General features: G+C 60.2%; 24 protein-coding genes, 1 tRNA gene and 1 other annotated feature. Of the genes, 12 read left to right on the plus strand and 13 right to left on the minus strand.

What is annotated here, in order from left to right; all coding sequences use genetic code 11:
- Positions 1-90: 90 nt before the first annotated feature.
- The 9 genes from V6765_RS23745 to V6765_RS23785 form a co-directional block, all read right to left on the minus strand.
- Positions 91-765: a ceramidase domain-containing protein gene (locus V6765_RS23745; protein WP_448433076.1), complete on the minus strand. Its 675-nt coding sequence runs from the start codon at positions 763-765 to the stop codon at positions 91-93.
- Between the two features lie 175 nt (positions 766-940).
- The gene (gene yacG / locus V6765_RS23750; RefSeq protein WP_448433077.1) at positions 941-1,141 is read right to left on the minus strand and encodes a DNA gyrase inhibitor YacG; all 201 of its coding nucleotides are present in this window, start codon (positions 1,139-1,141) and stop codon (positions 941-943) included.
- Positions 1,138-1,758 carry a Maf family nucleotide pyrophosphatase gene (locus V6765_RS23755; protein ID WP_448433078.1) on the minus strand — a complete coding sequence of 207 codons (621 nt, stop codon included), beginning with the start codon at positions 1,756-1,758 and terminating at the stop codon, positions 1,138-1,140. Before V6765_RS23755 ends, yacG begins: the two co-directional genes overlap by 4 nt.
- 24 nt (positions 1,759-1,782) lie before the next feature.
- A complete protein-coding gene (gene infA / locus V6765_RS23760; RefSeq protein WP_018067566.1) occupies positions 1,783-2,001 on the minus strand; it encodes a translation initiation factor IF-1 in 219 nt (72 codons plus the stop codon).
- 246 nt (positions 2,002-2,247) lie between these two features.
- A complete protein-coding gene (locus V6765_RS23765) occupies positions 2,248-2,721 on the minus strand; it encodes a UPF0262 family protein (protein WP_448433079.1) in 474 nt (157 codons plus the stop codon).
- A 2-nt stretch (positions 2,722-2,723) separates the two neighbouring features.
- Complete coding sequence (hisD, locus tag V6765_RS23770) at positions 2,724-4,022, minus strand: histidinol dehydrogenase (RefSeq protein ID WP_448433080.1); 1,299 nt, start codon at positions 4,020-4,022, stop codon at positions 2,724-2,726.
- Positions 4,023-4,066: 44 nt separating this feature from the next.
- The gene (locus tag V6765_RS23775; protein WP_448433081.1) at positions 4,067-4,507 is read right to left on the minus strand and encodes a DUF2948 family protein; all 441 of its coding nucleotides are present in this window, start codon (positions 4,505-4,507) and stop codon (positions 4,067-4,069) included.
- A 96-nt stretch (positions 4,508-4,603) separates the two neighbouring features.
- Positions 4,604-5,896 (minus strand): UDP-N-acetylglucosamine 1-carboxyvinyltransferase, encoded by a 1,293-nt coding sequence (murA, locus tag V6765_RS23780; protein ID WP_448433082.1) that lies wholly within the window; start codon positions 5,894-5,896, stop codon positions 4,604-4,606.
- Positions 5,897-6,118: 222 nt separating this feature from the next.
- Entirely contained in the window at positions 6,119-6,304 is a 186-nt protein-coding gene (locus V6765_RS23785) for a hypothetical protein (protein ID WP_448433083.1), read from the minus strand.
- 140 nt (positions 6,305-6,444) lie between these two features.
- Here V6765_RS23785 and V6765_RS23790 point away from each other — a divergent pair.
- The 3 genes from V6765_RS23790 (at position 6,445) to V6765_RS23800 (ending at position 7,379) form a co-directional block, all read left to right on the plus strand.
- Positions 6,445-6,519, plus strand: a tRNA-Thr gene (locus V6765_RS23790).
- A gap of 226 nt (positions 6,520-6,745) precedes the next feature.
- Positions 6,746-6,889 (plus strand): DUF1127 domain-containing protein, encoded by a 144-nt coding sequence (locus V6765_RS23795; protein WP_230719442.1) that lies wholly within the window; start codon positions 6,746-6,748, stop codon positions 6,887-6,889.
- Between the two features lie 346 nt (positions 6,890-7,235).
- Entirely contained in the window at positions 7,236-7,379 is a 144-nt protein-coding gene (locus tag V6765_RS23800) for a DUF1127 domain-containing protein (protein ID WP_448433084.1), read from the plus strand.
- A gap of 11 nt (positions 7,380-7,390) precedes the next feature.
- On the opposite strand, the gene V6765_RS23805 is transcribed toward V6765_RS23800, so the two are convergent.
- Positions 7,391-7,693, minus strand: coding sequence for a hypothetical protein (locus V6765_RS23805; protein ID WP_448433085.1), 303 nt, complete (start codon positions 7,691-7,693; stop codon positions 7,391-7,393).
- Positions 7,694-7,729: 36 nt separating this feature from the next.
- Here V6765_RS23805 and V6765_RS23810 point away from each other — a divergent pair, with 36 nt between their 5' ends.
- A complete protein-coding gene (locus V6765_RS23810) occupies positions 7,730-7,939 on the plus strand; it encodes a cold-shock protein (RefSeq protein WP_018067558.1) in 210 nt (69 codons plus the stop codon).
- A gap of 106 nt (positions 7,940-8,045) precedes the next feature.
- Here the strand turns inward: V6765_RS23810 and V6765_RS23815 are convergent, their stop codons facing one another.
- Complete coding sequence (locus tag V6765_RS23815; protein WP_448433086.1) at positions 8,046-8,900, minus strand: universal stress protein; 855 nt, start codon at positions 8,898-8,900, stop codon at positions 8,046-8,048.
- A 12-nt stretch (positions 8,901-8,912) separates the two neighbouring features.
- A complete protein-coding gene (locus V6765_RS23820; RefSeq protein WP_448433087.1) occupies positions 8,913-10,409 on the minus strand; it encodes a SulP family inorganic anion transporter in 1,497 nt (498 codons plus the stop codon).
- Between the two features lie 64 nt (positions 10,410-10,473).
- Positions 10,474-10,529, minus strand: a sequence feature (sul1 is cis-regulatory element that is thought to sense ions involved in sulfur or methionine metabolism; They are found in Alphaproteobacteria).
- A gap of 183 nt (positions 10,530-10,712) precedes the next feature.
- On the opposite strand from V6765_RS23820, the gene ku reads away from it, so the two are divergent.
- The 4 genes from ku (at position 10,713) to V6765_RS23840 (ending at position 17,521) form a co-directional block, all read left to right on the plus strand.
- Positions 10,713-11,606: a non-homologous end joining protein Ku gene (gene ku / locus V6765_RS23825; RefSeq protein WP_448433088.1), complete on the plus strand. Its 894-nt coding sequence runs from the start codon at positions 10,713-10,715 to the stop codon at positions 11,604-11,606.
- Position 11,607: 1 nt separating this feature from the next.
- Positions 11,608-14,100 carry a DNA ligase D gene (gene ligD, locus V6765_RS23830; RefSeq protein ID WP_448433089.1) on the plus strand — a complete coding sequence of 831 codons (2,493 nt, stop codon included), beginning with the start codon at positions 11,608-11,610 and terminating at the stop codon, positions 14,098-14,100.
- A 216-nt stretch (positions 14,101-14,316) separates the two neighbouring features.
- A complete protein-coding gene (locus V6765_RS23835) occupies positions 14,317-15,108 on the plus strand; it encodes a DNA adenine methylase (RefSeq protein ID WP_448433090.1) in 792 nt (263 codons plus the stop codon).
- Positions 15,109-15,163: 55 nt separating this feature from the next.
- Complete coding sequence (locus V6765_RS23840; protein WP_448433109.1) at positions 15,164-17,521, plus strand: DGQHR domain-containing protein; 2,358 nt, start codon at positions 15,164-15,166, stop codon at positions 17,519-17,521.
- Positions 17,522-17,664: 143 nt separating this feature from the next.
- On the opposite strand, the gene tlpA is transcribed toward V6765_RS23840, so the two are convergent.
- The gene (gene tlpA, locus V6765_RS23845) at positions 17,665-18,327 is read right to left on the minus strand and encodes a thiol:disulfide interchange protein TlpA (RefSeq protein WP_448433091.1); all 663 of its coding nucleotides are present in this window, start codon (positions 18,325-18,327) and stop codon (positions 17,665-17,667) included.
- A gap of 23 nt (positions 18,328-18,350) precedes the next feature.
- On the opposite strand from tlpA, the gene argH reads away from it, so the two are divergent.
- From argH to lysA, 4 genes are all read left to right on the plus strand, one after another.
- The gene (argH, locus tag V6765_RS23850; protein WP_448433092.1) at positions 18,351-19,748 is read left to right on the plus strand and encodes an argininosuccinate lyase; all 1,398 of its coding nucleotides are present in this window, start codon (positions 18,351-18,353) and stop codon (positions 19,746-19,748) included.
- Between the two features lie 74 nt (positions 19,749-19,822).
- On the plus strand, positions 19,823-20,053 hold the full coding sequence (locus tag V6765_RS23855; RefSeq protein ID WP_448433093.1) for a hypothetical protein: 231 nt from the start codon (positions 19,823-19,825) through the stop codon (positions 20,051-20,053).
- Positions 20,054-20,191: 138 nt separating this feature from the next.
- The gene (gene lptM / locus V6765_RS23860; protein ID WP_448433094.1) at positions 20,192-20,452 is read left to right on the plus strand and encodes an LPS translocon maturation chaperone LptM; all 261 of its coding nucleotides are present in this window, start codon (positions 20,192-20,194) and stop codon (positions 20,450-20,452) included.
- Between the two features lie 12 nt (positions 20,453-20,464).
- Positions 20,465-21,727: a diaminopimelate decarboxylase gene (gene lysA, locus V6765_RS23865; protein WP_448433095.1), complete on the plus strand. Its 1,263-nt coding sequence runs from the start codon at positions 20,465-20,467 to the stop codon at positions 21,725-21,727.
- Positions 21,728-21,735: the final 8 nt, after the last annotated feature.

Consider the following 21,735-nt stretch of genomic DNA (forward strand, 5'->3'; position numbering starts at 1 on the left):
ACGGAGAAACGGATAGGTGGACTATCCAAAGGAATAAGCAGGCCGCCGCTCCTCATCTCCGCAGCGTAATTGCCCTTGCATCCGGGTGTTTCAGCGAGCAGGCGGCAGCTCCCTCACTGCGCCCATCAGCAATATGCCGAGCACGGTGGCGTTGAGGATGTGCCAGAGGAAGTGGGTGCCGATCCCCGCCGTCGCCATGCAGGTGGATTGGTCGAGGCTGCGGAATGTCAGCGACATGATGAAGATCGCTGTGGCGCCGGCGAAATAGCGCCAGACCGGATGATCGCGCCACGCCGCGATCACTGAGGCGACCGCCATGGCGATGAGGGCAGGGGCGTATTGCAGCGAGCCGTTGAGCGGTGCTTCACCGCCGCGCGAGACAAGACCGACCAGATAGACGACGAGCGCGAAGCCCATGATGGTGGCGATCATGTAGCCGATGATATCGAAGGTCTTGCCGCCGGCCATCCGCACGAACAGCAGCAGGATATAAAGAAAGAAGAACAGCCAGATCGGGATCACGTCGAGCGCCGCCGAAAGCGGCGTGGCGAGCGTGTGGAACAGGAACGAGCCGATGCCGATCACCCCGACCAGCGCGATGACCGTCAGTTCCAGCGGGCTCCGCGCGGGCCTGCGCCAGGCGGCGGGCCAGGCGACGAGCGCCGCGATGATGAAGGCCAGGTTGGTGAGCGCGTTGAGCGGCTCGGCCCAGAAGCCGGCGGCAGTACGTTCGCAATAGATGTCGATATAGGGTGCGGGGTCCATCGTCTTCACCGAAGCATTTTGCTGCAACGGCCCGGATGGTTCCCCCGTTTTGGGCTTTGATGCAAGGGGGAGCCAGAATTTTCCGGCGCAGGCCGCTATCGAAGCCCTTCCCGTCCTTCTCCGTCATGCCGGGGGCTTCAAACCTCCTCCGAACATGCCGACGCGTCCGCGCGCTTCAGTATTCGCCGTCGTCGCCGTCCGCCTTCGATTCGTCCTCGGCAACGGGGATGGCGTAGGAGCCGGTGAGCCAGCGCGACAGGTCGAGCTCGCGGCAGCGATTGCTGCAGAACGGGTAGTCCTCGCGGGTCGAGGGGCGTCCGCATTCGGGGCATTTGCGCGGTTTGCGCAGCGGCTCGACGCTTGCCTTGGTGGTCATGTCCATTCTCCTGCGATATCGAAACCGCGGCCGGAAAGCAGCATCGCGGTCTCGTAAAGCGGCAGGCCGATCACGGCGGAATGCGAGCCGACGATCCGGCTGATGAAGGCCGCCGCCGGGCCCTGGATGGCATAGCCGCCGGCCTTGCCATCCCAGTCGCGCGAGGCGAGATAGGCCGCCATTTCCTGTTTCGAAAGATGCTTGAAGCTGACGCGGGTTTCGACGACCCGCTCCTTGTGGCCGCTTTCGCCGACGGGATGAACGCAAAGCCCGGTATAGACCCGGTGGCCGCGCCCGGAAAGCAACGCCAGGCAGGCGCTTGCCTCTTCTTCCGTCTCCGCCTTCGGCAGGATCCGCCGTCCGACGGCTACCACCGTATCCGCCGCGATCACCAGCGCGCCCTGCCATTCGGCATCATCGGCGAGCGCCTTACAGACGGCTTCAGCCTTCTGGCGGGCGAGCCGGCCGGCAAGCCGGCGCGGGGTCTCCTTGGCAAGCGGGGTTTCGTCGATATCGGCGGGATGAACGCGATCGGGCGTCACGCCGATCTGGGCGAGAAGCTCGACTCTCCGCGGTGACGCCGATGCCAGCACGAGTTTGGGGTTCGTTGCGGTCAAGCCGGATCCTCGGCGTCGGCGCTTTTACTTGAAGCGGTAGGTGATGCGGCCCTTGGTCAGGTCATAGGGGGTCATTTCGACCAGAACCTTGTCGCCGGCCAGAACGCGGATGCGGTTCTTGCGCATGCGGCCTGCGGTGTGGGCGATGATTTCGTGCTCGTTCTCGAGCTTGACCCGGAAGGTCGCATTCGGCAGAAGCTCGACGACGACGCCCGGAAATTCAAGTACTTCTTCTTTTGCCATGTATGTCGTTTCTTTTCCTTGTTGCGTTGCCGGAAGACCGGTCAAAACGCCACGACCCCGCTGAGGCTTGTCGCCGGCGGGGAAGTGCCAGTTTCATTGGGTTGCAGCCCTGGCGCAGCGGGTAAACGCGCGGAGAACTGCGGGATTTGCGGCGGAACCTACACAATAGTTCGCCGTTTGTGAACCTTGTTTGCTTGTATGAACGCTTTTTGTTCCGTCCCGCATGCAAGGCTTGCGTCGCGCCGATCAGCCGCGCCAGTAGAGCACGCAGAAAAGGGTGAACAGCCGCCGCGCGGTGTCGAAATCCATTTCGATCTTGCCCTTCAACCGCTCCTGAAGCGTTTGCGAGCCTTCATTGTGGACGCCGCGACGGCCCATGTCGATCGCCTCGATCTTGGCGGGGGAGGCGGATTTGATGGCTTCGTAATAGCTGTCGCAGATCATGAAATAATCCTTCACGATCCGCCGGAACGGCGTCAGCGACAGGATATGGGTCGCGACTTTCTCGCCGTTTTCGAGCGTGATGTCGAACACCAGCCGTTTTTCGATGATCGACAGCGTCAGCTTGTAGGGCCCGCCTGTGTGGCCGACCGGCTTGAAGTGGTTTTCCTCCAGGAGGTCGAAGATCGCGACCGCGCGTTCGTGCTCGACATCGGGCGAGGCCCGGCCGATGCTCTCGTCGAGTTCGACATCGCTCAGCCTGAATTCGCCCTCGCTCATTGCTAGTCCTTGCGGTTGAGGCGGATGGATACCGATCGTCCGTGGGCGGACAACCCCTCGCATTCTGCAAGCTCAATGGCCGCCGGCGCAAGCGCATTCAGCTGCTCGGGGCCAAGTTTCAGGATCGAGGTGCGTTTCATGAAGTCCAGCACCGACAGGCCGGAGGAAAACCGGGCGGAGCGGGCCGTCGGCAGTACATGGTTGGAGCCGCCGACATAATCGCCGATCGCCTCGGGCGTGTGATGGCCGGCGAAGATGGCGCCGGCGTTGCGCACGGAGGGGATCAGCGCGTCCGGGTCGTCAACCGCGAGCTCCAGATGCTCCGGCGCGATGCGGTTTGCGATCGGCATGGCGGCTTCGAGGTTAGGCACGGTGATGATTGCGCCGAAATCGCGCCAGCTCGCACCCGCAATCTCCGCCCGGGGCAGCGTCTTCAACTGCCGCTCCACGGCCTCTTCCACGGCGCGACCGAGGGCGGCGTCGGTGGTGATCAGGATGGACTGCGCGCCGCTGTCATGCTCGGCCTGGGCCAGAAGGTCGGCCGCGATCCAGTCGGGATTGTTGTCGCCATCGGCGATCACCAGCACCTCGGAGGGGCCGGCGATCATGTCGATGCCGACCGTGCCGAACACGGCGCGCTTGGCCGCCGCCACATAGGCATTGCCGGGGCCGACGATCTTGGAGACCGGAGCGATTGTTTCGGTGCCATAGGCCAGCGCGGCGACAGCCTGCGCGCCGCCGATGCGGTAAATCTCGGTCACGCCCGCGATCTTCGCGGCGGCAAGCACTGCCGGATTGACAGCGCCCTTCATCGCCGGCACGACCATGACGATGCGCTCCACGCCAGCGACCTTCGCCGGCACGGCGTTCATCAGCACAGAGCTTGGATAGCTCGCCGTGCCGCCCGGCACGTAAAGTCCGACCGCCTCGACCGCCGTCCAGCGATGGCCGAGGCCGACGCCGATAGCGTCCTCGTAGAAATCATCCTTCGGCAATTGCCTTGCGTGGTGGCTGCGGATGCGCTTTTCGGCAAGCGTCAGCGCTTCGATAACCTTGGGATCGACGGCGGCGTAGGCGGCGTCGATCTCGTCGGCGCCGACCCGCATCGGAGTCACGGCGAAATCGATGCTGTCGAACCGGGCCGAATAGTCGGCAAGCGCTGCGTCGCCCTCGGCGCGCACGCGGGTGAGGATCGTCTCGACGACGTCGGAGACATCCTTCGAAACCTCGCGCTTCATCGAAAGCAGGTCCTTGAAGGCGCTCTCGAAACCATCATCCGCCGCGTTCAGCCAGATCGCCATGTTTGCCTCGGTCACTCAATTGAAGAAAGGGTCAGCGGAAGGGTTCAGCGGGGATGGTGGGGCCTTGCGCGGGCTTCCCAGCTACCGGAAAGGTCGCTCATCAGCGCCTCGATGCATTCGACATCGGCGACGATCTCGCCGCCGCCTGACAAGTTCAGCACGATCGAGCCTTCCGGGCCTTCGCCAGACTTTTCAAACTGGATCGACAGAAGATTGTTGACCTGATCGCGCGCATCGCGTTCGAGCCCGATGCTGCGCACCGCCGTGACCCGCTTGAACACCAGCGCCGCGCGCCGCCGCTCGGGCTTCTTGAAGAAGCCGCGCTTCTTTTCCCAGACGAACCGGTTGGTAAGAAGCTGAAGCTGTGCCGCCACCTTCGAGAACGTCACATCCGGCGAGAGAAAGACGGCGTCCTGCATATGCGCCGAAATCACCGCGAGGTCTTCCTCGTCCAGCGCCATAAGCTTCAGGGGATCGGTCGTCATTGCATAAATTCCCGGCGGTTGCTGTTTACACCGAGATAGAGCCAAGGAGGGGATTTCGCAACCGCAAGACCCCGCCCCTGGACCAGTTTATCCGGCTCAGTCGGAAATCCGCTCGATTTCCGCGCCGCAATTGGTGAGCTTTTCTTCCAGACGCTCGAAACCGCGGTCGAGGTGGTAGACCCGCGAGACATTAGTCTCGCCCTTGGCGGCAAGCCCGGCAATGACCAGCGAGACGGATGCGCGCAGATCGGTCGCCATCACCGGCGCGCCGTGCAGTTCCTTGACGCCGCGAATGGTCGCGGTCTGTCCGGAAAGCGCGATATCGGCGCCGAGGCGGGCGAGCTCCTGCACATGCATGAACCGGTTTTCGAAAATGGTCTCGACGATCCGTGCCGTGCCCTTGGCGCGGGTCATCAGCCCCATGAACTGCGCCTGCAGATCGGTCGGAAAGCCCGGATAGGGCTCGGTGGTGACGTCAACGGGGCGGATGTCATCGCCATGGCCGACGATATGGATGCCGGTTTCGGTGGTGGTGATTTCCGCGCCGGCGGAGGACAGTGCGGCGAGCGCTGCGGAAAGCAGCTTCGCGTCGGTGTTTTCAAGCGTGACTTCACCGCCGGTCATGGCGACAGCCATGGCATAGGTGCCGGTCTCGATCCGGTCCGGCAGCACGGCATGGCGCGCGCCGGAAAGCGAGGTGACGCCCTCAATGGTGATCGTGGTGGTGCCCGCGCCCTCGATCTTCGCGCCCATGGCCTTCAGGCAGTTGGCGAGATCGATGATTTCCGGTTCGCGCGCGGCGTTTTCCAGAATGGTGGTGCCGTTGGCGAGCGTTGCGGCCATCATCAGCGTGTGGGTGGCGCCGACCGAGACCTTGGGGAACACATAGCGGCCGCCCGTCAGCCCGCCCTTCGGCGCTTTCGCCTCGACATAGCCGCTGTCGATCTCGATCTCCGCGCCCATCGCCTTCAGACCTTCGATGAACAGGTCGACCGGGCGGGTGCCGATGGCGCAGCCGCCGGGCAGCGAAACCCGGGCGATGCCCTCGCGCGCCAGAAGCGGGCCGATGACCCAGAACGAGGCGCGCATCTTGCGCACCAGTTCATAGGAGGCGGTGGTGTCTGTAATCGTAGGGCACGAGAAATGAATGGTGCGGGCATAGCCGTCGCCCTGGCGCTCGCGCCGGCCCTTGACCGAGATATCGACGCCATGGCTGCCGAGAATGCGCATCAGCGATTCGACATCGGCCAGATGCGGCACGTTCTCCAGCGTCAGCGTGTCGCTGGTCAAAAGCGAGGCGATCATCAGAGGCAGGGCTGCGTTCTTCGCGCCGGAGATGGGGATGACGCCCTTGAGCGGGTTTCCGCCGACGACTCTGATTCTATCCATATGATGTTACTCCGGGCAGGCCCGGCCTCTCCTTAAAGCTATGGGGCGTCGGATTAGACGAAACGGCCCGTATGATCAATCGCATTGGTTGACAAGTCGTTGCCGGAACCGGCGGATTCGCGCGCGATCGAGATTAAGATGCGATAAGAACCACAGGGACCGGCCAAAAATGGCGAGGGCGTGGCGGGAAGGCCCAAAAACACCGTTCTCGAAACGGCGGAATCAATCGTCGCCGTTTTCCCGCTGGCCCGCCGCCGGCAGGCCGTCGGTCTCGTCGGCGGCACCCTTGCGGCGCGCGCGCGACTGCTGCTTGCGCCGCATCAGGTTTTCCCTGAGCTTCTGCGCCGCGCGGGCCTTGCGTTCTTCCGCGGCGCGCTCGGATGCTTTCTTGCTCGGCTTGTCGTCCATGGCTGTCATCGTTTCGGCAAAACGGTTGGGATCGGAAAGAATTATCCTGAAGCGTCTTGCACTCGAAGTCGAGCTATGGCAATAGGCCGCTTGCCTGCACCGGACCGGTGCCGGAAACCTTCCGCAAGTCGGAAATACGGGCTGCCGTAGCTCAGGGGTAGAGCACTCCCTTGGTAAGGGAGAGGTCGAGAGTTCAAATCTCTCCGGCAGCACCATTCACTTTTCTCATTGTATCTTTCGACAAAGGCCGTGCAACGCCCACGCCGCTGGCTTTCTGCGTGCGTGCGCGGCAGTTTTCTGTTCGCATTCCGGAGCCCTGCGTTTTTTGCATAGGCGCAATGCTCAAACGTCTCTGTTCGCGTTCGGATCAATCGATTATATCCCGGGTCAAGACGAATTGATGAGCGTCAATCAGACGCTGCCGAACGAAGGAGAATGACAATGGGTGTTACGCGCACTTTCAACAACTGGATGAAGTATCGCCAGACTGTTGCCGAGCTTGACCGCATGTCGACCCGTGAGCTCTCCGATCTCGGCATCAGCCGTCAGGACATCCGTCGGGTTGCCCGCAAGGCTTCCTTCTGACACGACAAAATTCGGAATTCGTGGGGCATCCTCCTCCTCCTCCCAAATGCCCCTCGATAGGTCGGTGATCCTCCTCCTCCTCCCAAATCACCGGCCAACCAAAATGACGCTCACCGGATCCTCCTCCCCCGGTGAGCGTTATTTTTTTGTCTTCCGGAAAGCATCATGATCGATCCGCATTCCTCTTGCGTACCGAAAATCTCAAGCCTTGCATCCAGCGCATAGGACTTTTGCTTTTGCCTATCTGCCAGGCATCCATTGAAAGGCCTATATCGGGATTGTCGAAAGACAGGGATGCGCCGCAAGGAATGCGACGCCAGAAACCTTCAAACGAAGGGAGATAGACATGAGCATGGCACGTAGCTTCAACAGCTGGATGAAATACCGTCAGACCGTCAGCGAGCTCAATCGCATGAACAGCCGCGAGCTGGCCGATCTCGGTATCAACCGCGAAGACATTCGTAACATTGCCCGCAAAGCGGTCAGGTAAGCGATAGCGGTTCAGCCGCCCAATGCCGGCGGCACATTTTTCCCATACGCCCTCTGCCCATCCTCCCGGGCAGGGGGCGTTTCTTTTTCGGGCTGATCGTATTTGCTGCGCGGTCCAAGACCGATACGCGCGGAGGTGTTCCCGCCGCGCTTGCTCGCGTCAACCGTACCGAAATTTAAAAAATTAGCGTATTGCCGAGCGCGGCAATGTCGCGTAACAAAGCGGCTATCGAATTTGTTTGTTAAGTTACGTCTGCGCGAAAGCGCCCAGAACGATCTTCTATCAAAGTCGAGCAAATGCATGATGTAGATCATGTGATCTTTGAACGCACGATTTGAAAGGAAATCGTTATGAGCGTCGGAACCGTAAAATTCTTCAATTCCACCAAGGGCTATGGCTTCATTGAGCCGGAAGATGGCAGCAAGGACGTATTCGTTCACATCTCCGCCGTTGAGCGCTCCGGCATGACCACGCTTTCGGAAGGCCAGAAGGTCAATTTCGAAGTAGTCGCCGACCGCCGCACCGGCAAGAGCGCCGCTGAAAACCTCAGCGCCGCCTGATTGGCGAAAGCCATCGGCTGAAATAAGAAATCCCTCCGATGCGATTGCTTCGGAGGGTTTTTCTTTGTGGCGTGCGATCTCCCCGGGCGGGGGAGATCGATAGATTTCAGCGCACCAGCAGAACCGGGATCTTGCAGGCGCGCAGCACCGCCGTCGTGGTCGAGCCGATCACCAGCGTGCGGATGCGCGAATGGCCGTAGGCGCCCATCACCAGCAGATCGGTCTTTTCCTCCGCCGCGACCTCTTCGATCACCTTTTCGGCGTGGCCGGGCCGGATGACGAGCCGGGCGGCGACATTGGCGGCTTCAAGCCGCTTGACGGCGTCCGCCGCCTTTTGCGCCAACTGGTCGCTCTCCTTGCACACCGCGAGCAGCGTCACGTCGGTCTTTTCCAGGATCGGGCTCGAGGTTACCCGCTCCACGGCCTTCTCGGCACTCGCGCCGCCATCATAGGCAATCAGCACCTTGTGGATCGGTTTGAACGCGCGGGCGGCAACGAAGACCGGGCGCTTTGCTGTGCGCACCGCCCGCTCCAGGTTGGAGCCGAGATGGCCTGAGGCGAAGTCCGCGCCTTCGCCGCGCTTGCCGATCACGATCAGCCGCGAATCCGCCCCGACATCCTCGATCGCCTCGACGAAATCGCCATTGCGCATCTTGGTGGTGACGGCGGTGACGCCTTCCACCGAAAGCCGCTCGACGGCAGCTTCCAGTAGCAGCCGGCCGCGCTTTTGCGCGAGCTTGGCATTCTGCGCATCGGCCTCCGCGAGTTCTTCGAGAAGGGCCGTGCGCGCGCCAAGACCGATGGAACCGGAGAGATTGGCATGCGCCTGGCTATCGCGGGTGCGCCCCAGGACATGCACAAGCTCGACGGCAATGCCCAGTTGCCCGGCAATCCACGCGGCATGGTCGCACACGCTTTCGGCATAATTCGAGGCATCGATGAAAGCTGTCAGCTTTTCCATTTCCGTATCCTCCTAGTGGCCCTGTTGCTTCATGAATTCTTCAAGCGCATCCGGCTTGTCGTGAACGGCAAGCCGGTCGACGATCGTGGCGCTTGCCTCGTTGAGGCCGACGACCTCCACATCCGCGCCCTCGCGGCGGAATTTCATCACGACCATGTCCAGCGCCGTAACACTTGAGATATCCCAGATATGGGCGCGGGTCAGGTCGATGACCACTTTTTCAAGCACTTCGCGGAAATCGAAGGCGGCGTTGAAATCCTCCACCGAGGCGAAGAACAGCTGCCCCTCGACGCGGTAGGTTCGTGTATTGCCGTCCGCCGAAAGTTCGGAGCGCACGCCGAAGAACTGCGCGATCTTCCATGCAAAGAAGATGCCGGAAAGCAGCACGCCGACGAGCACGCCGATCGCGAGGTTATGCGTGGCGACGACCACAGCGACCACCGCGATCATGACGATCGAGGAGGAGCGCGGGTGATCCTTGAGGTTCTTGATCGAGGACCATGAGAAGGTGCCGATCGAGACCATGATCATCACGGCCACCAGCGCCGGCATCGGGATTTGGCGCACCCACTGGTCGAGCACGACCACCAGGATCAGCAGCACAAGACCCGCGATGAAGGTGGAAAGCCGGCCGCGGCCGCCGGATTTGATGTTGATCATCGACTGGCCGATCATGGCGCAGCCGGCCATGCCGCCGATGAAGCCGGTGCAGAAATTGGCGATGCCCTGGCCCGCGCATTCCTGGTTGCGGTTGGAACGGGTGTCGGTCAGGTCATCGATCAGCTGCGCGGTCATCAGGCTTTCGAGCAGACCGACCACGGCGACGGCGAGCGAATAGGGCAGGATGATCAGCAGCGTTTCAAGCGTCAGCGGCACCATCGGCAGATGGAAGAACGGGAAGCTTTCCGGCAATTCGCCCATATCGCCGACATTGCGGACATCGAGGCCGAACGCCACGGCGACGATGGTGATCAGCACGATCGCCACCAGCGGCGAGGGGACGGCCTTGGTGAAGCGCGGCAGGAGGTAGATGATCGCGAGTGCGGCCGCGACCAGAACATAGGTCATCGGCGTGACGTCGATCAGCTCGGGCAATTGCGCCATGAAGATCAGGATCGCCAGCGCATTGACGAAGCCGGTCATCACCGAGCGCGAGACGAAGCGCATCAGCGCGCCGAGCTTCAATATCCCGAAGATGACCTGAATGACGCCGGCAAGCACGGTGGCGGCCAGCAGATATTCCAGCCCGTGGCCGGCGACCAGCGGCGTCATCAACACGGCGGTTGCCGCCGTTGCCGCCGAGATCATGCCCGGACGGCCGCCGACAAAGGCGATGATCACCGCGATCGAGAACGAGGCGAACAGGCCGACCTTGGGATCGACGCCGGCGATGATGGAAAAGGCGATGGCTTCCGGAATGAGCGCCATCGCCACGACGAGGCCGGAGAGAATATCGGCACGCGGCGTGCCGAACCACTCGCGGCGGTACGTGGAGAGCGAAAATGACATGTATGGTCCCTGAAATACTGTTTGCGGCGGGCAGCGCCCGGCTTGGGAGGAAACAGGTTTCAACGGTTGTCCGGCGGATCGGCGGCCGGAAGAGCCACCCGGATTTTCACCGGGTCCGGGGTTCATTGCGGCTTTCAATAGCGGTGTGTTCGTCAAGGGGCAAGGTTCGCGCCGGCAAAATATGGCGTAAATGCGCCAAGCGGGCGGCGTGCGTGACATTTGCCCCGTAACGCTTTGCGGAACCAAAGGGCCTGCCTCCCCGTTCCAATCGCGTAGAGAGTATTTGTATCCGGAGCGTGGAACATGGCCTCAAGAGCGATATGGAAAGGGCAGATGCGGTTGTCGCTGGTGTCGATCGCCGTGGAACTTCATTCGGCAACCAGCCGGGCGTCCAGCATTTCCTTCCGCCAGATCCACAAGCCCACGGGCAAGAGGGTGCGCTATGAGAAGGTGGTCGAGGGTGTCGGGCCTGTCGATGCCGACGAGATCGTCAAGGGCTACGAGCAGAACGACGAGTATATCCTGATCGACCCGGAAGAGATCGACGCGATCAAGCTTGAGACCAAGAAGACCTTCGAGCTGGTGCAATTTGTCGGCTCCTGCGAAATTCCGCCGATCTACTACGACAAGCCCTATTACGTGGTGCCCGCCGATGATCTGGCGGAGGATGCCTATCGGGTGATCCGCGATGCGCTGAGGCGTTCGGAGAAGACCGCGCTCGGCCAGCTCACCATGCGCGGCAAGGAATATCTCGCCGCCGTGCGCCCCTGCGGCGATGGCTTGCTCTTGGAGACGCTGCATTACGCCGACGAGATCCGCAATGCCGACCCGCTGTTCTCCTCGATCGAGGACGAGGCCAGCGATGATGATCTGCTGGAGGTCGCCACCTCGCTGATCGACCGCAAGACCGCGCCGTTCAAGGCGGAAAACTATCATGACCATTATCGCGAGGCGCTGACGGAGCTGTTGAAGGCCAAGCAGAAGAACCGCAAGACCCCGCGCGCCAGCGCCGACGAGAAGGGCCGCGCGTCCGGGACCAGCGACAATGTGGTGGACCTGATGAGCGCGCTGAAGAAGAGCCTGGACGGCGCGAAGTCCGGCAAGTCGTCCTCGTCCACCAAACGCAGTACGGCGGCGAAGAAATCCTCCGGAACCAAGTCCACGACGAAATCCTCAGGCCGCAAGAAGGCATCGTGATATGGCCGCCCCCGACAAGCTTGCCGAATACGAAACCCGCCGCGACTTTGAAAAGACCAAGGAGCCGAAGCGCGGCCGCGCCCGCAAGAGCCGCGCGGGCGACCTCAAATTCGTGGTGCAGAAGCACGATGCCCGAAGGCTGCATTTCGATTTCCGGCTGGAATGGGACGGCGTGCTTCTAAGCTGGGCCGTTACCCGCGGCCCGAGCGATGACCCCGGCGAGAAGCGGCTGGCGGTCAGAACCGAGGACCATCCGCTGGATTACGCCGATTTCGAGGGCACCATTCCCAAGGGGCAATATGGCGGCGGCACGGTGATGGTCTGGGACGCCGGAAGCTGGGAGCCGCTGCATGATCCTGATGAGGGGCTGAAGGAGGGCAAGCTGCATTTCCGCCTGAAGGGCGAGCGCATGCAGGGCGGATGGGCGCTGGTGAAGATGCGCGGCAGGCGCGGCGAAAAGCGCGAGAACTGGCTGCTGATCAAGGAGCGCGACGACAAGGCCGGCGAGGAGCCCGACCGGCTGACGGAGGACTTCGAGGACAGCGTGACCACCGGCCGCTCCTTCAGCGAGATCGAGGCCGGCCATGATGTGTGGAAACGCCGCACGCAAAAGCCCACTGACAAGCAGCAACCGCAGAAGAAAAAGCCGCGCGGAAAGGCGAAATTCCCCGCCTTCCGCAAGCCCCAACTCGCCACGCTCTACGATGAGGCGCCCGACGGCGAGGACTGGATCCACGAAACCAAGTTCGACGGCTACCGCTGCATCGCCGCCATCAGCCATGGCCAGGCAAAGCTCTACACCCGCTCCGGCAAGGACTGGACGGAGAAATATGGCGATCTGGCCGAGGCCTTCGCACCGCTTGAGGGCGAAAGCCTGCTGGTCGACGGCGAGATCATGGCGGCCTCGGTGCCGAAAGATGGCTCGGCCTTTTCCGCCCTGCAGGCCGCCCTTCAGGATGGCGCGCCGCTGATCTTCTACGTCTTCGATATTCTGGAGCGCGACGGCAGATCGCTGACCGACCTGCCGCTGAGCGAGCGCAAGCAGCAGCTTGAGGAGGCGCTCTCGCCGCTCGACACCGAAGCGGGGCCGATCCGGCTTTCCACCTTTGTCGCGGGCGATGGCGGCGATATCCTGAGAAAAATCTGCAAGGCCGGCGGGGAGGGGATCGTGTCGAAGCGGGCGGATGCGCCCTATCGCCACACCCGCACCAGCGCCTGGCGCAAGATAAAATGCTCGCGCCGGCAGGAATTCGTGATCGGCGGCTATTCGCCGTCAGACAAGAAGGGCCGGCCCTTTGCCTCGCTCCTCATCGGCCAGTATGATGATGACGGCGTGTTCTGCTATCGCGGCCGCGTCGGCACGGGGTTTGACGAGAAGACGCTGGATGATCTCGGCAACCGGCTGAAGCGCCTTGCCCGCAAGACCGCGCCCTTTGCCGAGGTGCCGCGCGAGATCGCGCGCAATGCGCGCTGGGTGACGCCGAAGCTTGCGGCGGAGATCGATTTCGCCGAGTTCACCGGCGACGGCCATGTCCGCCACGGCGCATTTCTGGGCTTGAGAGAGGACAAGGAGGCAGGCGCGGTGCAGGCGGAGAACGCGAAGGGCGACAAGGTCGCCGGCATCGAAATCACCCATCCGGACCGGCAGCTTTACGGCAAGGCCGGCGTCACCAAGGCCGATGTCGCGCGCCATTACGCGGCGGTCGGCAGCCGCATGCTGGAGATCGCCGGCCACCGCCCGGTCTCGTTGTTTCGCTGCCCGTCGGGCATTGATGGCGAGAGCTTTTTCCAGAAACACGCCGGCAAGGGCTTTCCCGACGAACTCGCCCGCATCGACATCGAGGAGAAGGACGGCGACACCGGCGAATATCTCTATGCGAAGGATGTGGCGGGCTTTGTCGCCGCCGCGCAGATGGGCACGATCGAGTTTCACGGCTGGGGCGCGCGCGCCGACAGGATCGAGGCGCCCGACCGGCTGATCTTCGACCTCGACCCGGATGAGGGCCTCGGCTTTGCCGAGACGAAGAAGGCCGCCTTCGAGATGCGCGCGGCACTTTCCGACATCGGCCTCCAATCGACCGCCATGGTCACCGGCGGCAAGGGCATCCACGTCATCGTGCCGCTGAAACGGACGGTGAGCTGGGACACGGTCAAGGCCTTCGCCAAGACCTTCGCCCATATGATGGCCGAGGAAGACCCCGACCGCTACATCGCCACCATGTCGAAGGAAAAGCGCAAGAACCGCATCTTCATCGACTGGCTGCGCAACGAACGCGGCGCCACCGCCATCCTCCCCTATTCACTCCGCGCCCGCCCAAACGCCCCCGTGGCAACGCCCGTGACCTGGGAGGAACTGGAGGGGCTGAAGAGTGCGGCGACGTTCACGATCGGCGATATGGCAGGGCGGCTGAAGGGCAAGGACCCGGCGCTGGCGGTGACGCCGCAGACGCTGGGGAAGGCGGTGATTGGAAGGCTGGAGAAGCGGGTGGGGTGAGAGAGGGCAGCAGGTTGGAGTCGTACGATGGTCGCAAAATACTGACTGAAATCCGACTGAGACGAATATTCAATGTGGGCAAGCCTCCGCGACCTCGCTACCATTCCTTTTCAATCTAGTGTCAGGCGGTCATTTGCACATTGTCAAAGCTCACGAACGCACGCTATGTTAGATTCAAACTTATGCAATGTTGTGACAGAGGCCTCGGGAGACACATTGAGACCATTTATAAAATGGGCAGGTGGCAAGCGCTGGCTATTAGATAGCGCTCAATTGGAGATTCCTGCTTTTCACGGGCGCTATATCGAGCCTTTTTTGGGTGGCGGGGCGGTTTTTTTTCATCTGTCGCCGGAGCGTGCCATTCTTTCGGACGTAAATTCGCGCCTCATAGAGACATATAAGGCTGTGCGGTCTGACTGGCGCGGGGTGGAGCGCGAGTTGAAACGCATGCAAGCCTTACATTCCAAGGAGTTTTATTATTCGGAGCGGGGTCGCCAGCGCCGCAAGGCTCATACCTGTGCGGCTCAGTTTTTGTATTTAAATCGAACTTGCTGGAATGGTCTCTATCGCGAGAACCTAGCGGGAAAGTTTAACGTGCCGATCGGTAGCAAAAGTCAAGTTATCCTCGCGGATGACGACTTTGAATCAGCGAGCGCAATACTGCAAAACGCTGACTTGCGTACGTGTGATTTTGAAGACACTCTACAAGAGGCTACGCAGGGAGATCTCGTGTTTCTGGATCCTCCTTACACGACAGCGCACAACACAAACGGTTTTGTTAAATATAACCAAAAGATATTTAGCTGGGAGGATCAGAAAAGACTTCGTCGAGCAGCAGAGGCTGCTGCGAATCGTGGAGCGAAGGTAGTGTTGACTAACGCTGATCATAAGACAATACGTGACTTGTATGCGAGTATCGGCGAGCCTGAAGTTTTGTCGAGGTCGTCCGTTATTTCTGGAAGTTCTAGCGCGCGTGGCCTTACTACCGAGGTGCTGTACATATTTTAATTAAAATGCGAGGGTAGTGAAATACTATTTAGAGGGGGGTTCCAGTTTGACATTTATGGATCCTGCTGAAGAGCAGCTCCTGAAAGGACGGATCACTAGCGATCTATCGCAGCTTGGACGTATTTATAAATCCAAGTCCTCTAAGTTTCATGAAAGAAATGTCGACCACTCTTTGGTTGAAGAATATTTGCAGGAAGGATGGGAAGAATACGGTAAGCCGCTGAAAACTAAGACGCGTCTCCGTAAGCTTAAAAGTCACAATACTCAATTTGAAGATGACATCTGGTGCCTTTTATATCGCCTAGGTTACCGATGCTTCAATATAAGCTCTGATTTCGTCTTGCCCTTCGGCAAGGAGCGCACTGAGCGAAAACAGATTGATGTTGTAGCGGTCGATGGAGACTCCATCCTATTAGTCGAGTGTAAATCTGCAGAGAGAGCGTCGAAGCCGCCATCCCTTAAAACTGAATTTGAGGCCCTACGGTATCGCATAGATGGTCACCGGAAGGCACTTGAGCAGATGTTTGGCAGGGGGCGTAAGATCAAATACATATTTGCCTCGCGTAACCTAAGAATAGGCCGGGATAGTGCTGATGCGGTGCGACTACGCGAGGCCGGTGGCTTTCTATTAAACGACAATGCCTACGACTATGTGGAAGGCCTTTTGAAAGCTTATCGCGATGCAGCCCACTATCAGTTTAGGGCTATGCTGTTCAAGGGGCAGGATATCAACAAAGATAGGATAGAGGTTCCGGCGATCCAGGGAACGATGGGTGGCAAAACCTACTACATGTTTTCCCTAGAACCTGATTTACTCCTCAAAGTGGGCTTCGTGCTACATCGTACCCGCGCGAACGAAGCAGAGTTGCCTACCTACCAACGACTGCTGGTTCCTAGCCGACTTAAAGGAATCAATCGTTTTATTGAGGACGGTGGCTACTTTCCTAATTCGATTATTCTTAATTTCAGTGAAAATAAGAGGAAGGTAGAGTTCCAGGCGCACAATCGAGGCGATGTTTCACGGGCGCGGACAGGTATTCTTAAGTTCCCGAACGCTTATGCTGTAGCTTACATTATCGATGGTCAGCACCGTGTTTATGGCTATGCGAATACTACGCGAAAGGCCACAAACACAATTCCCGTGGTGGCGTTCGTGGGGCTTGATCCCGCTGAGCAGCTGGAGATGTTCATGGACATTAACCAAAATCAGAAGGCGGTTAGTCCCACCCTCCGTATCACATTGGAAGAAGACCTTTATTGGAACTCTGCGCGTTTGGATTCGCGAATTAAAGCGCTGCGCTCTTCTATAATCCAGCGACTTGGTAGTGATCAGACGGGTCCACTGTTTGGCAAAATTGCTATCGGGGAGGACAAGGCAGCGCTGAGCGCGAAGCCATTTGCTGACTCGTTAGTTCGCTGTGGTCTGCTGCCAGAAGCTAAGGGTAACCGCTTCGTTTCGGAGACCCCTAACAGCGCTCTTTACGACATAGGTAACCAAGATCATTCTGTGGAGATGCAGAAAGCTCGAAATAGCATCGTGACATTGATTAATAGTTGCTATCAACATGCTGAGGATTTCTTCAGCGATGATGAGCCGGCCTTTGAACGTTACATTCTTAATAACCGTGGCACATTCGCATTTATTAGCTTGATCGGGAGCCTCAACGCCCACCTGATTTCGTCTCAAGTGATTGCGCCAACAACATCAGCTACAGAGCGCTTTGAGGCAATTTCTACTTATCTGGACGCTTTGTTCAAAGCGCTTGTAGAAATCTCCAAGGGAGACAAGGAACGCCTTCTCGGAAAGCTAGGTTCTGGTGCAGAAAATACTTGGTTCAAAATGTTTCAGAGTTTTGTAAGTGAAGCGTTTCCAATTTATGATCCTCCTGACTTGATCGACTGGCGGGAGCGACAAGATAAAGAATTGCAGGATTCTGGGCGGCAGGTTGGAACTGCAATTGAGCGGCAATTGAAGACCGTTGTAATCGGCAATTTGAAGGCAATCTTTGGAGAAAACTGGGACATAGAGATTGGAGCGATCCAGAGAGAGTGCGAAAGCCGAGCAAAGGAACAAATGGAGAAGAATTACAAGGAAGGATTGGGACGAAAAGATATACCGTGGACCGACCAATTCTTCATCACTGATTATAAGAAAATCATAGAAAAATATTGGTCAAAGGTTCCTGAGGAATGTCCCCCGGACTTCCGATCGTTTGAGAGTCACTTTGCCATTGATATCGGTCACGGCTTCAACAGCAAGGCAGAGAAACTCAAATGGCTTTCAATCTTCAACTCTTACAGGAATAACTGGGCGCATGAAGGCACCAAGGAGAAAGGCCTCAACAAGGAAGAGGTCAGTTTCCTACGCGATGTTTACCAGAAGTTGGTTCCCAATCGCGATGCCCCTAATTGACAGCGGAATTTTACTGACGTCAATTTGAGTGCTAGCCAGCACCATTTAAATTTACTGAACTATCGACTTTAACGATAGGAGCCTTAGGAAATCTCCCGGAGGTAGAGTGATGTGAGTTTCATACACTTTTGATTACGACCACATCACCCCCCAAGCGCCGCCCCCACCAGCGCCTTCGCATCCGCGCTATCCCATTCCGCCGGCCCGTTCATTGCGCCCAGCAGGCACCCGTTCTCATCGATCAGCACCGTTGACGGCAGGCCGAAGGCCAGGCCTTCCTTTTTCAGGGTGTTGAAGGTCGTCATGGTTTCGTCGCGGTAGAAGGCGAGCGCGTTTATGCCGATGTCTTCGAGGAAGCGGAGCGGTTTTTCGTCGGTTCCGGTGTCGATGTTGACGGCGACGACCTCGAAGTTTTCGCCGCCCATATCGGCCTCCAGCCGGTCGAGCGCCGGCATTTCCTCGCGGCAGGGAATGCACCATGTGGCCCAGAGGTTCATCAGCACGGTCTTGCCGGAAAGGTCTGCAAGCGTGGTTTTGCCGTTGCTGTCGCGGAAGGCGAGGTTCGGGAGCTTTTGCGGCTTTTCGGCGGGGATGAAGGCGGCGACCTCGCCGATGGCGAGCGGCTTCAGGCGCTCGGCGGTCTCGACGGCCGGTTTGCACTGGCTTGCGGCGAGATCGCCCATGCCATTGCCAGTCACGGCGTTTTTCACGTATACCGCGACGGCGCCGGCAATCAGGCCTGCGGCAAGCGCGATTAGAACCAGTTTGGCGGAGACCGGGCTTTTGCGGCTCTTCTTCTCTGTCATGTCATTCTCCAGATAGGCACTTCATGGCTTCCGACAACAGCACCTCGAACAAGATGTGGGGCGGACGTTTCGCCTCCGGTCCCGATGCGATCATGGAGGAGATAAATGCCTCCATCGATTTCGACAAGGCGCTCTATAACGAGGATATCGACGGCTCGATCGCGCACGCCACGATGCTTGCCGAAAAAGGCATCGTTTCGAAAGAGGATGTCGGCTCAATTATCGAGGGTCTCAATACAATTCGCCGTGAGATCGAGGCGGGCGATTTCGCGTTTTCGCGCCAGCTCGAGGATATTCACATGAATATCGAGGCGCGGCTGCGCGAACTGATCGGCCCCGCCGCCGGCCGCCTGCACACCGCCCGCTCGCGCAACGACCAGGTCGCGCTCGATTTCCGCCTGTGGGTGAAGAAGGAGCTGCAGCGCACGGAGGCAGCGCTCACCCGGCTGATCGGCGTGTTTTTGACGCGTGCGGAAGAGCATGCCGGAACGGTGATGCCGGGCTTCACCCATCTGCAGACCGCCCAACCCGTCACCTTCGGCCATCACTGCATGGCCTATGTCGAGATGTTCGGCCGCGACCGCGCCCGCGTGCGCCACGCGATCGAGCATCTTGACGAAAGCCCGATCGGGGCGGCCGCACTTGCCGGCACCGGCTTTGCCATCGACCGGCACATGACGGCGGAAGCGCTCGGCTTTTCCGGCGGGCCGACGCGCAATTCGATCGACACGGTGTCGGATCGCGATTTCGCGCTGGAGTTTCTCTCGCTCGCCTCGATCTGCGCCACCCATCTGTCGCGGCTTGCCGAGGAAATCGTGATTTGGTCGACGCCGCAGTTCAATTTCGTGCGGTTGTCGGACAGTTTTTCCACCGGCTCCTCGATCATGCCGCAGAAGAAGAACCCGGATGCCGCGGAACTTGTGCGCGCCAAGACCGGCCGCATCAACGGTTCGCTGGTGGCGCTTCTGACAGTGATGAAGGGCCTGCCGCTCGCCTATTCCAAGGACATGCAGGAAGACAAGGAACAGGTCTTCGACGCCGCCCGCAGCCTCGATCTCGCGATCGCCGCGATGACCGGCATGGTCGGCGACCTCACCGTCAATGTCGATGCGATGAAGGCCGCCGCCGGCTCCGGCTTCTCCACCGCCACCGACCTTGCCGACTGGCTGGTGCGCGAGGCGGGCCTGCCCTTCCGCGACGCCCACCACGCAACGGGTGCTGCCGTGGCGCTGGCGGAGAAGAAGGGCTGCGATCTGGCGGAACTCTCGCTGGAAGAATTGCAGGGCATCAACCCGGCAATCACCGCAGGCATTTTCGACGTCTTGACCGTGGAAGCCTCCGTCGCCAGCCGCAAGAGCTTCGGCGGCACGGCCCCGGACGAGGTGAAAAAGCAGATCGCATGGTGGCGCGAGCGGGTGTGAGCGGCAGGGCCGGTAGAGGGATTGACAGCCGGTGCGCCGCGACGGATCATCGGCTGCAACCAGGAGGCATCGCCATGGCGGATAATGTCACCAATGAATTGCTGCTCGAGCATCTGAAGGCCTTGCGGGAAGACGCCAAGATGGCCCGCGAGGAGCGCCGGGAAATCCGCGATGAAATCCGGGCGATCAAGGCCCATGTCGCCGCGCTGGTGCAGAGCGACCTGAACCGCGACGGCCAGCAGGCCAGCATTTATGCGCGGCTTGACCGGATCGAAAGGCGGCTCGAGCTTTCAGACGAGTCCTGACGCCGGCGGAAAATGCGCCGCAAGCACCCTGCCGGTCATCGGGCTCGCAATTTGGGGTGCACAAAGCGGTTCTGATCGGTTATCAGGGTGGCCAGGGCGTTTGCGTTTGCGGGGCCTGTATCCGGTTCGGGGCTCTTGATGAAGACGATCACGATTGCAGTTGTTGCGCTGATGGCGCTTTCCCTTGCCTCCTGCGGGCGACGCGGGCCGCTGGAAGTGCCGCCGCCCACGCCCGAACAGCAGGCGCGCGCCGCCAAGACCCAGTCCGAACCCACCATCCGGCTTTCGCCCAACGACAAGCCGATCGTGTTCGACGGCTCGGGCGACGATGTCGTCAATGACGGGCCGGATGCCGCCGTCGATGGCGAGCCCTTCCTCCTCGATGCACTGCTTAACTGAGGCAGACCAGACGTGAACCATTTCGAATATCGTGACGGCGTTCTCCATGCCGAGGGTGTTTCCATTCCGGCGATCGCGGCGGCCGTCGGCACGCCGTTCTATTGCTATTCCACCGCCACCTTCACCCGCCATTACAAGGTGTTCGCCGAGGCTTTCGCGGGTACGGACGCGCTGGTCTGCTACGCGGTCAAGGCCAATTCCAACCAGGCCGTGTTGAAGACGCTTGCCAATCTCGGCGCGGGCATGGACGTGGTATCGGAAGGCGAATTGCGCCGGGCGCTCGCCGCCGGCGTTCCTGCCGAAAGGATCGTGTTCTCCGGCGTCGGCAAGACCGTGCGCGAGATCGATTTCGCGCTCGATGCCGGCATCTACTGCTTCAACGTCGAATCCGAGCCCGAGCTGGAGGTGCTGAACGCGCGCGCCGTTGCGAAGGGCGTCGTCGCCCCGGTGTCCTTCCGCATCAATCCGGATGTGGATGCCAAGACCCATGCCAAGATCTCGACCGGCAAGAAGGAAAACAAGTTCGGCATCGCGTTCTCGCGCGCCCATGACGTCTATGCCCATGCGGCAAGCCTGAAGGGCATTCGCGTGACCGGCATCGACATGCATATCGGCAGCCAGATCACCGAGCTTTCGCCGTTCCGCGACGCCTTCCGGCTGATGCGGGAACTGGTGACCGATCTGCGCGCGGCGGGCCACGAAATCGACCATGTGGATGTCGGCGGCGGGCTCGGCATTCCCTATCAGTTCGACAACAATCCGCCGCCGGAACCGCTCGCCTATGCGAGCGTCATCCGTGAGGAGCTTTCGGGGCTCGATTGCCGGATCGTGGCCGAGCCGGGGCGGATGATCGCTGGCAATGCCGGCATATTCGTCACCGAGGTGATCTATGTGAAGGATGCAGAGGCGAAGAGCTTCGTCATCGTCGACGGCGCGATGAACGACCTGATCCGCCCGACGCTTTATGAAGCCTACCACGCTATCCGTCCGGTGGTGCTGAAGCCCGGAGCGGAACGGATCACCGCCGATGTCGTCGGCCCGGTTTGCGAGACCGGCGATTACCTGGCGCTGTCGCGCGAAATGCCGCGCCCCGCGCCCGGCGACCTGTTCGCGGTGATGACGGCGGGCGCCTATGGCGCGGTTCAGGCCGGAACCTACAATACCCGCCTTCTGGTGCCGGAAGTGCTGGTCGATGGCGACCGCTTTCACGTGGTGCGCCCGCGCGGCAGCTATGAGGAACTGATCGGCCTCGATTCGCTCCCCGAATGGCTTTAGGCCGGTCG

The organism is Martelella sp. FOR1707 (assembly GCF_053484265.1).

What these genes read in the sequence shown, in the direction of transcription:
- V6765_RS23745 (WP_448433076.1), bottom strand. Translation starts at nt 765, where the DNA reads ATGGACCCCGCACCCTATATCGACATCTATTGCGAACGTACTGCCGCC.
- yacG (WP_448433077.1), bottom strand. Translation starts at nt 1,141, where the DNA reads ATGACCACCAAGGCAAGCGTCGAGCCGCTGCGCAAACCGCGCAAATGC.
- infA (WP_018067566.1), bottom strand. Translation starts at nt 2,001, where the DNA reads ATGGCAAAAGAAGAAGTACTTGAATTTCCGGGCGTCGTCGTCGAGCTT.
- V6765_RS23765 (WP_448433079.1), bottom strand. Translation starts at nt 2,721, where the DNA reads ATGAGCGAGGGCGAATTCAGGCTGAGCGATGTCGAACTCGACGAGAGC.
- hisD (WP_448433080.1), bottom strand. Translation starts at nt 4,022, where the DNA reads ATGGCGATCTGGCTGAACGCGGCGGATGATGGTTTCGAGAGCGCCTTC.
- V6765_RS23775 (WP_448433081.1), bottom strand. Translation starts at nt 4,507, where the DNA reads ATGACGACCGATCCCCTGAAGCTTATGGCGCTGGACGAGGAAGACCTC.
- murA (WP_448433082.1), bottom strand. Translation starts at nt 5,896, where the DNA reads ATGGATAGAATCAGAGTCGTCGGCGGAAACCCGCTCAAGGGCGTCATC.
- V6765_RS23785 (WP_448433083.1), bottom strand. Translation starts at nt 6,304, where the DNA reads ATGGACGACAAGCCGAGCAAGAAAGCATCCGAGCGCGCCGCGGAAGAA.
- V6765_RS23795 (WP_230719442.1), top strand. Translation starts at nt 6,746, where the DNA reads ATGGGTGTTACGCGCACTTTCAACAACTGGATGAAGTATCGCCAGACT.
- V6765_RS23800 (WP_448433084.1), top strand. Translation starts at nt 7,236, where the DNA reads ATGAGCATGGCACGTAGCTTCAACAGCTGGATGAAATACCGTCAGACC.
- V6765_RS23805 (WP_448433085.1), bottom strand. Translation starts at nt 7,693, where the DNA reads ATGATCTACATCATGCATTTGCTCGACTTTGATAGAAGATCGTTCTGG.
- V6765_RS23810 (WP_018067558.1), top strand. Translation starts at nt 7,730, where the DNA reads ATGAGCGTCGGAACCGTAAAATTCTTCAATTCCACCAAGGGCTATGGC.
- V6765_RS23815 (WP_448433086.1), bottom strand. Translation starts at nt 8,900, where the DNA reads ATGGAAAAGCTGACAGCTTTCATCGATGCCTCGAATTATGCCGAAAGC.
- V6765_RS23820 (WP_448433087.1), bottom strand. Translation starts at nt 10,409, where the DNA reads ATGTCATTTTCGCTCTCCACGTACCGCCGCGAGTGGTTCGGCACGCCG.
- ku (WP_448433088.1), top strand. Translation starts at nt 10,713, where the DNA reads ATGGCCTCAAGAGCGATATGGAAAGGGCAGATGCGGTTGTCGCTGGTG.
- ligD (WP_448433089.1), top strand. Translation starts at nt 11,608, where the DNA reads ATGGCCGCCCCCGACAAGCTTGCCGAATACGAAACCCGCCGCGACTTT.
- V6765_RS23840 (WP_448433109.1), top strand. Translation starts at nt 15,164, where the DNA reads ATGGATCCTGCTGAAGAGCAGCTCCTGAAAGGACGGATCACTAGCGAT.
- tlpA (WP_448433091.1), bottom strand. Translation starts at nt 18,327, where the DNA reads ATGACAGAGAAGAAGAGCCGCAAAAGCCCGGTCTCCGCCAAACTGGTT.
- argH (WP_448433092.1), top strand. Translation starts at nt 18,351, where the DNA reads ATGGCTTCCGACAACAGCACCTCGAACAAGATGTGGGGCGGACGTTTC.
- V6765_RS23855 (WP_448433093.1), top strand. Translation starts at nt 19,823, where the DNA reads ATGGCGGATAATGTCACCAATGAATTGCTGCTCGAGCATCTGAAGGCC.
- lptM (WP_448433094.1), top strand. Translation starts at nt 20,192, where the DNA reads ATGAAGACGATCACGATTGCAGTTGTTGCGCTGATGGCGCTTTCCCTT.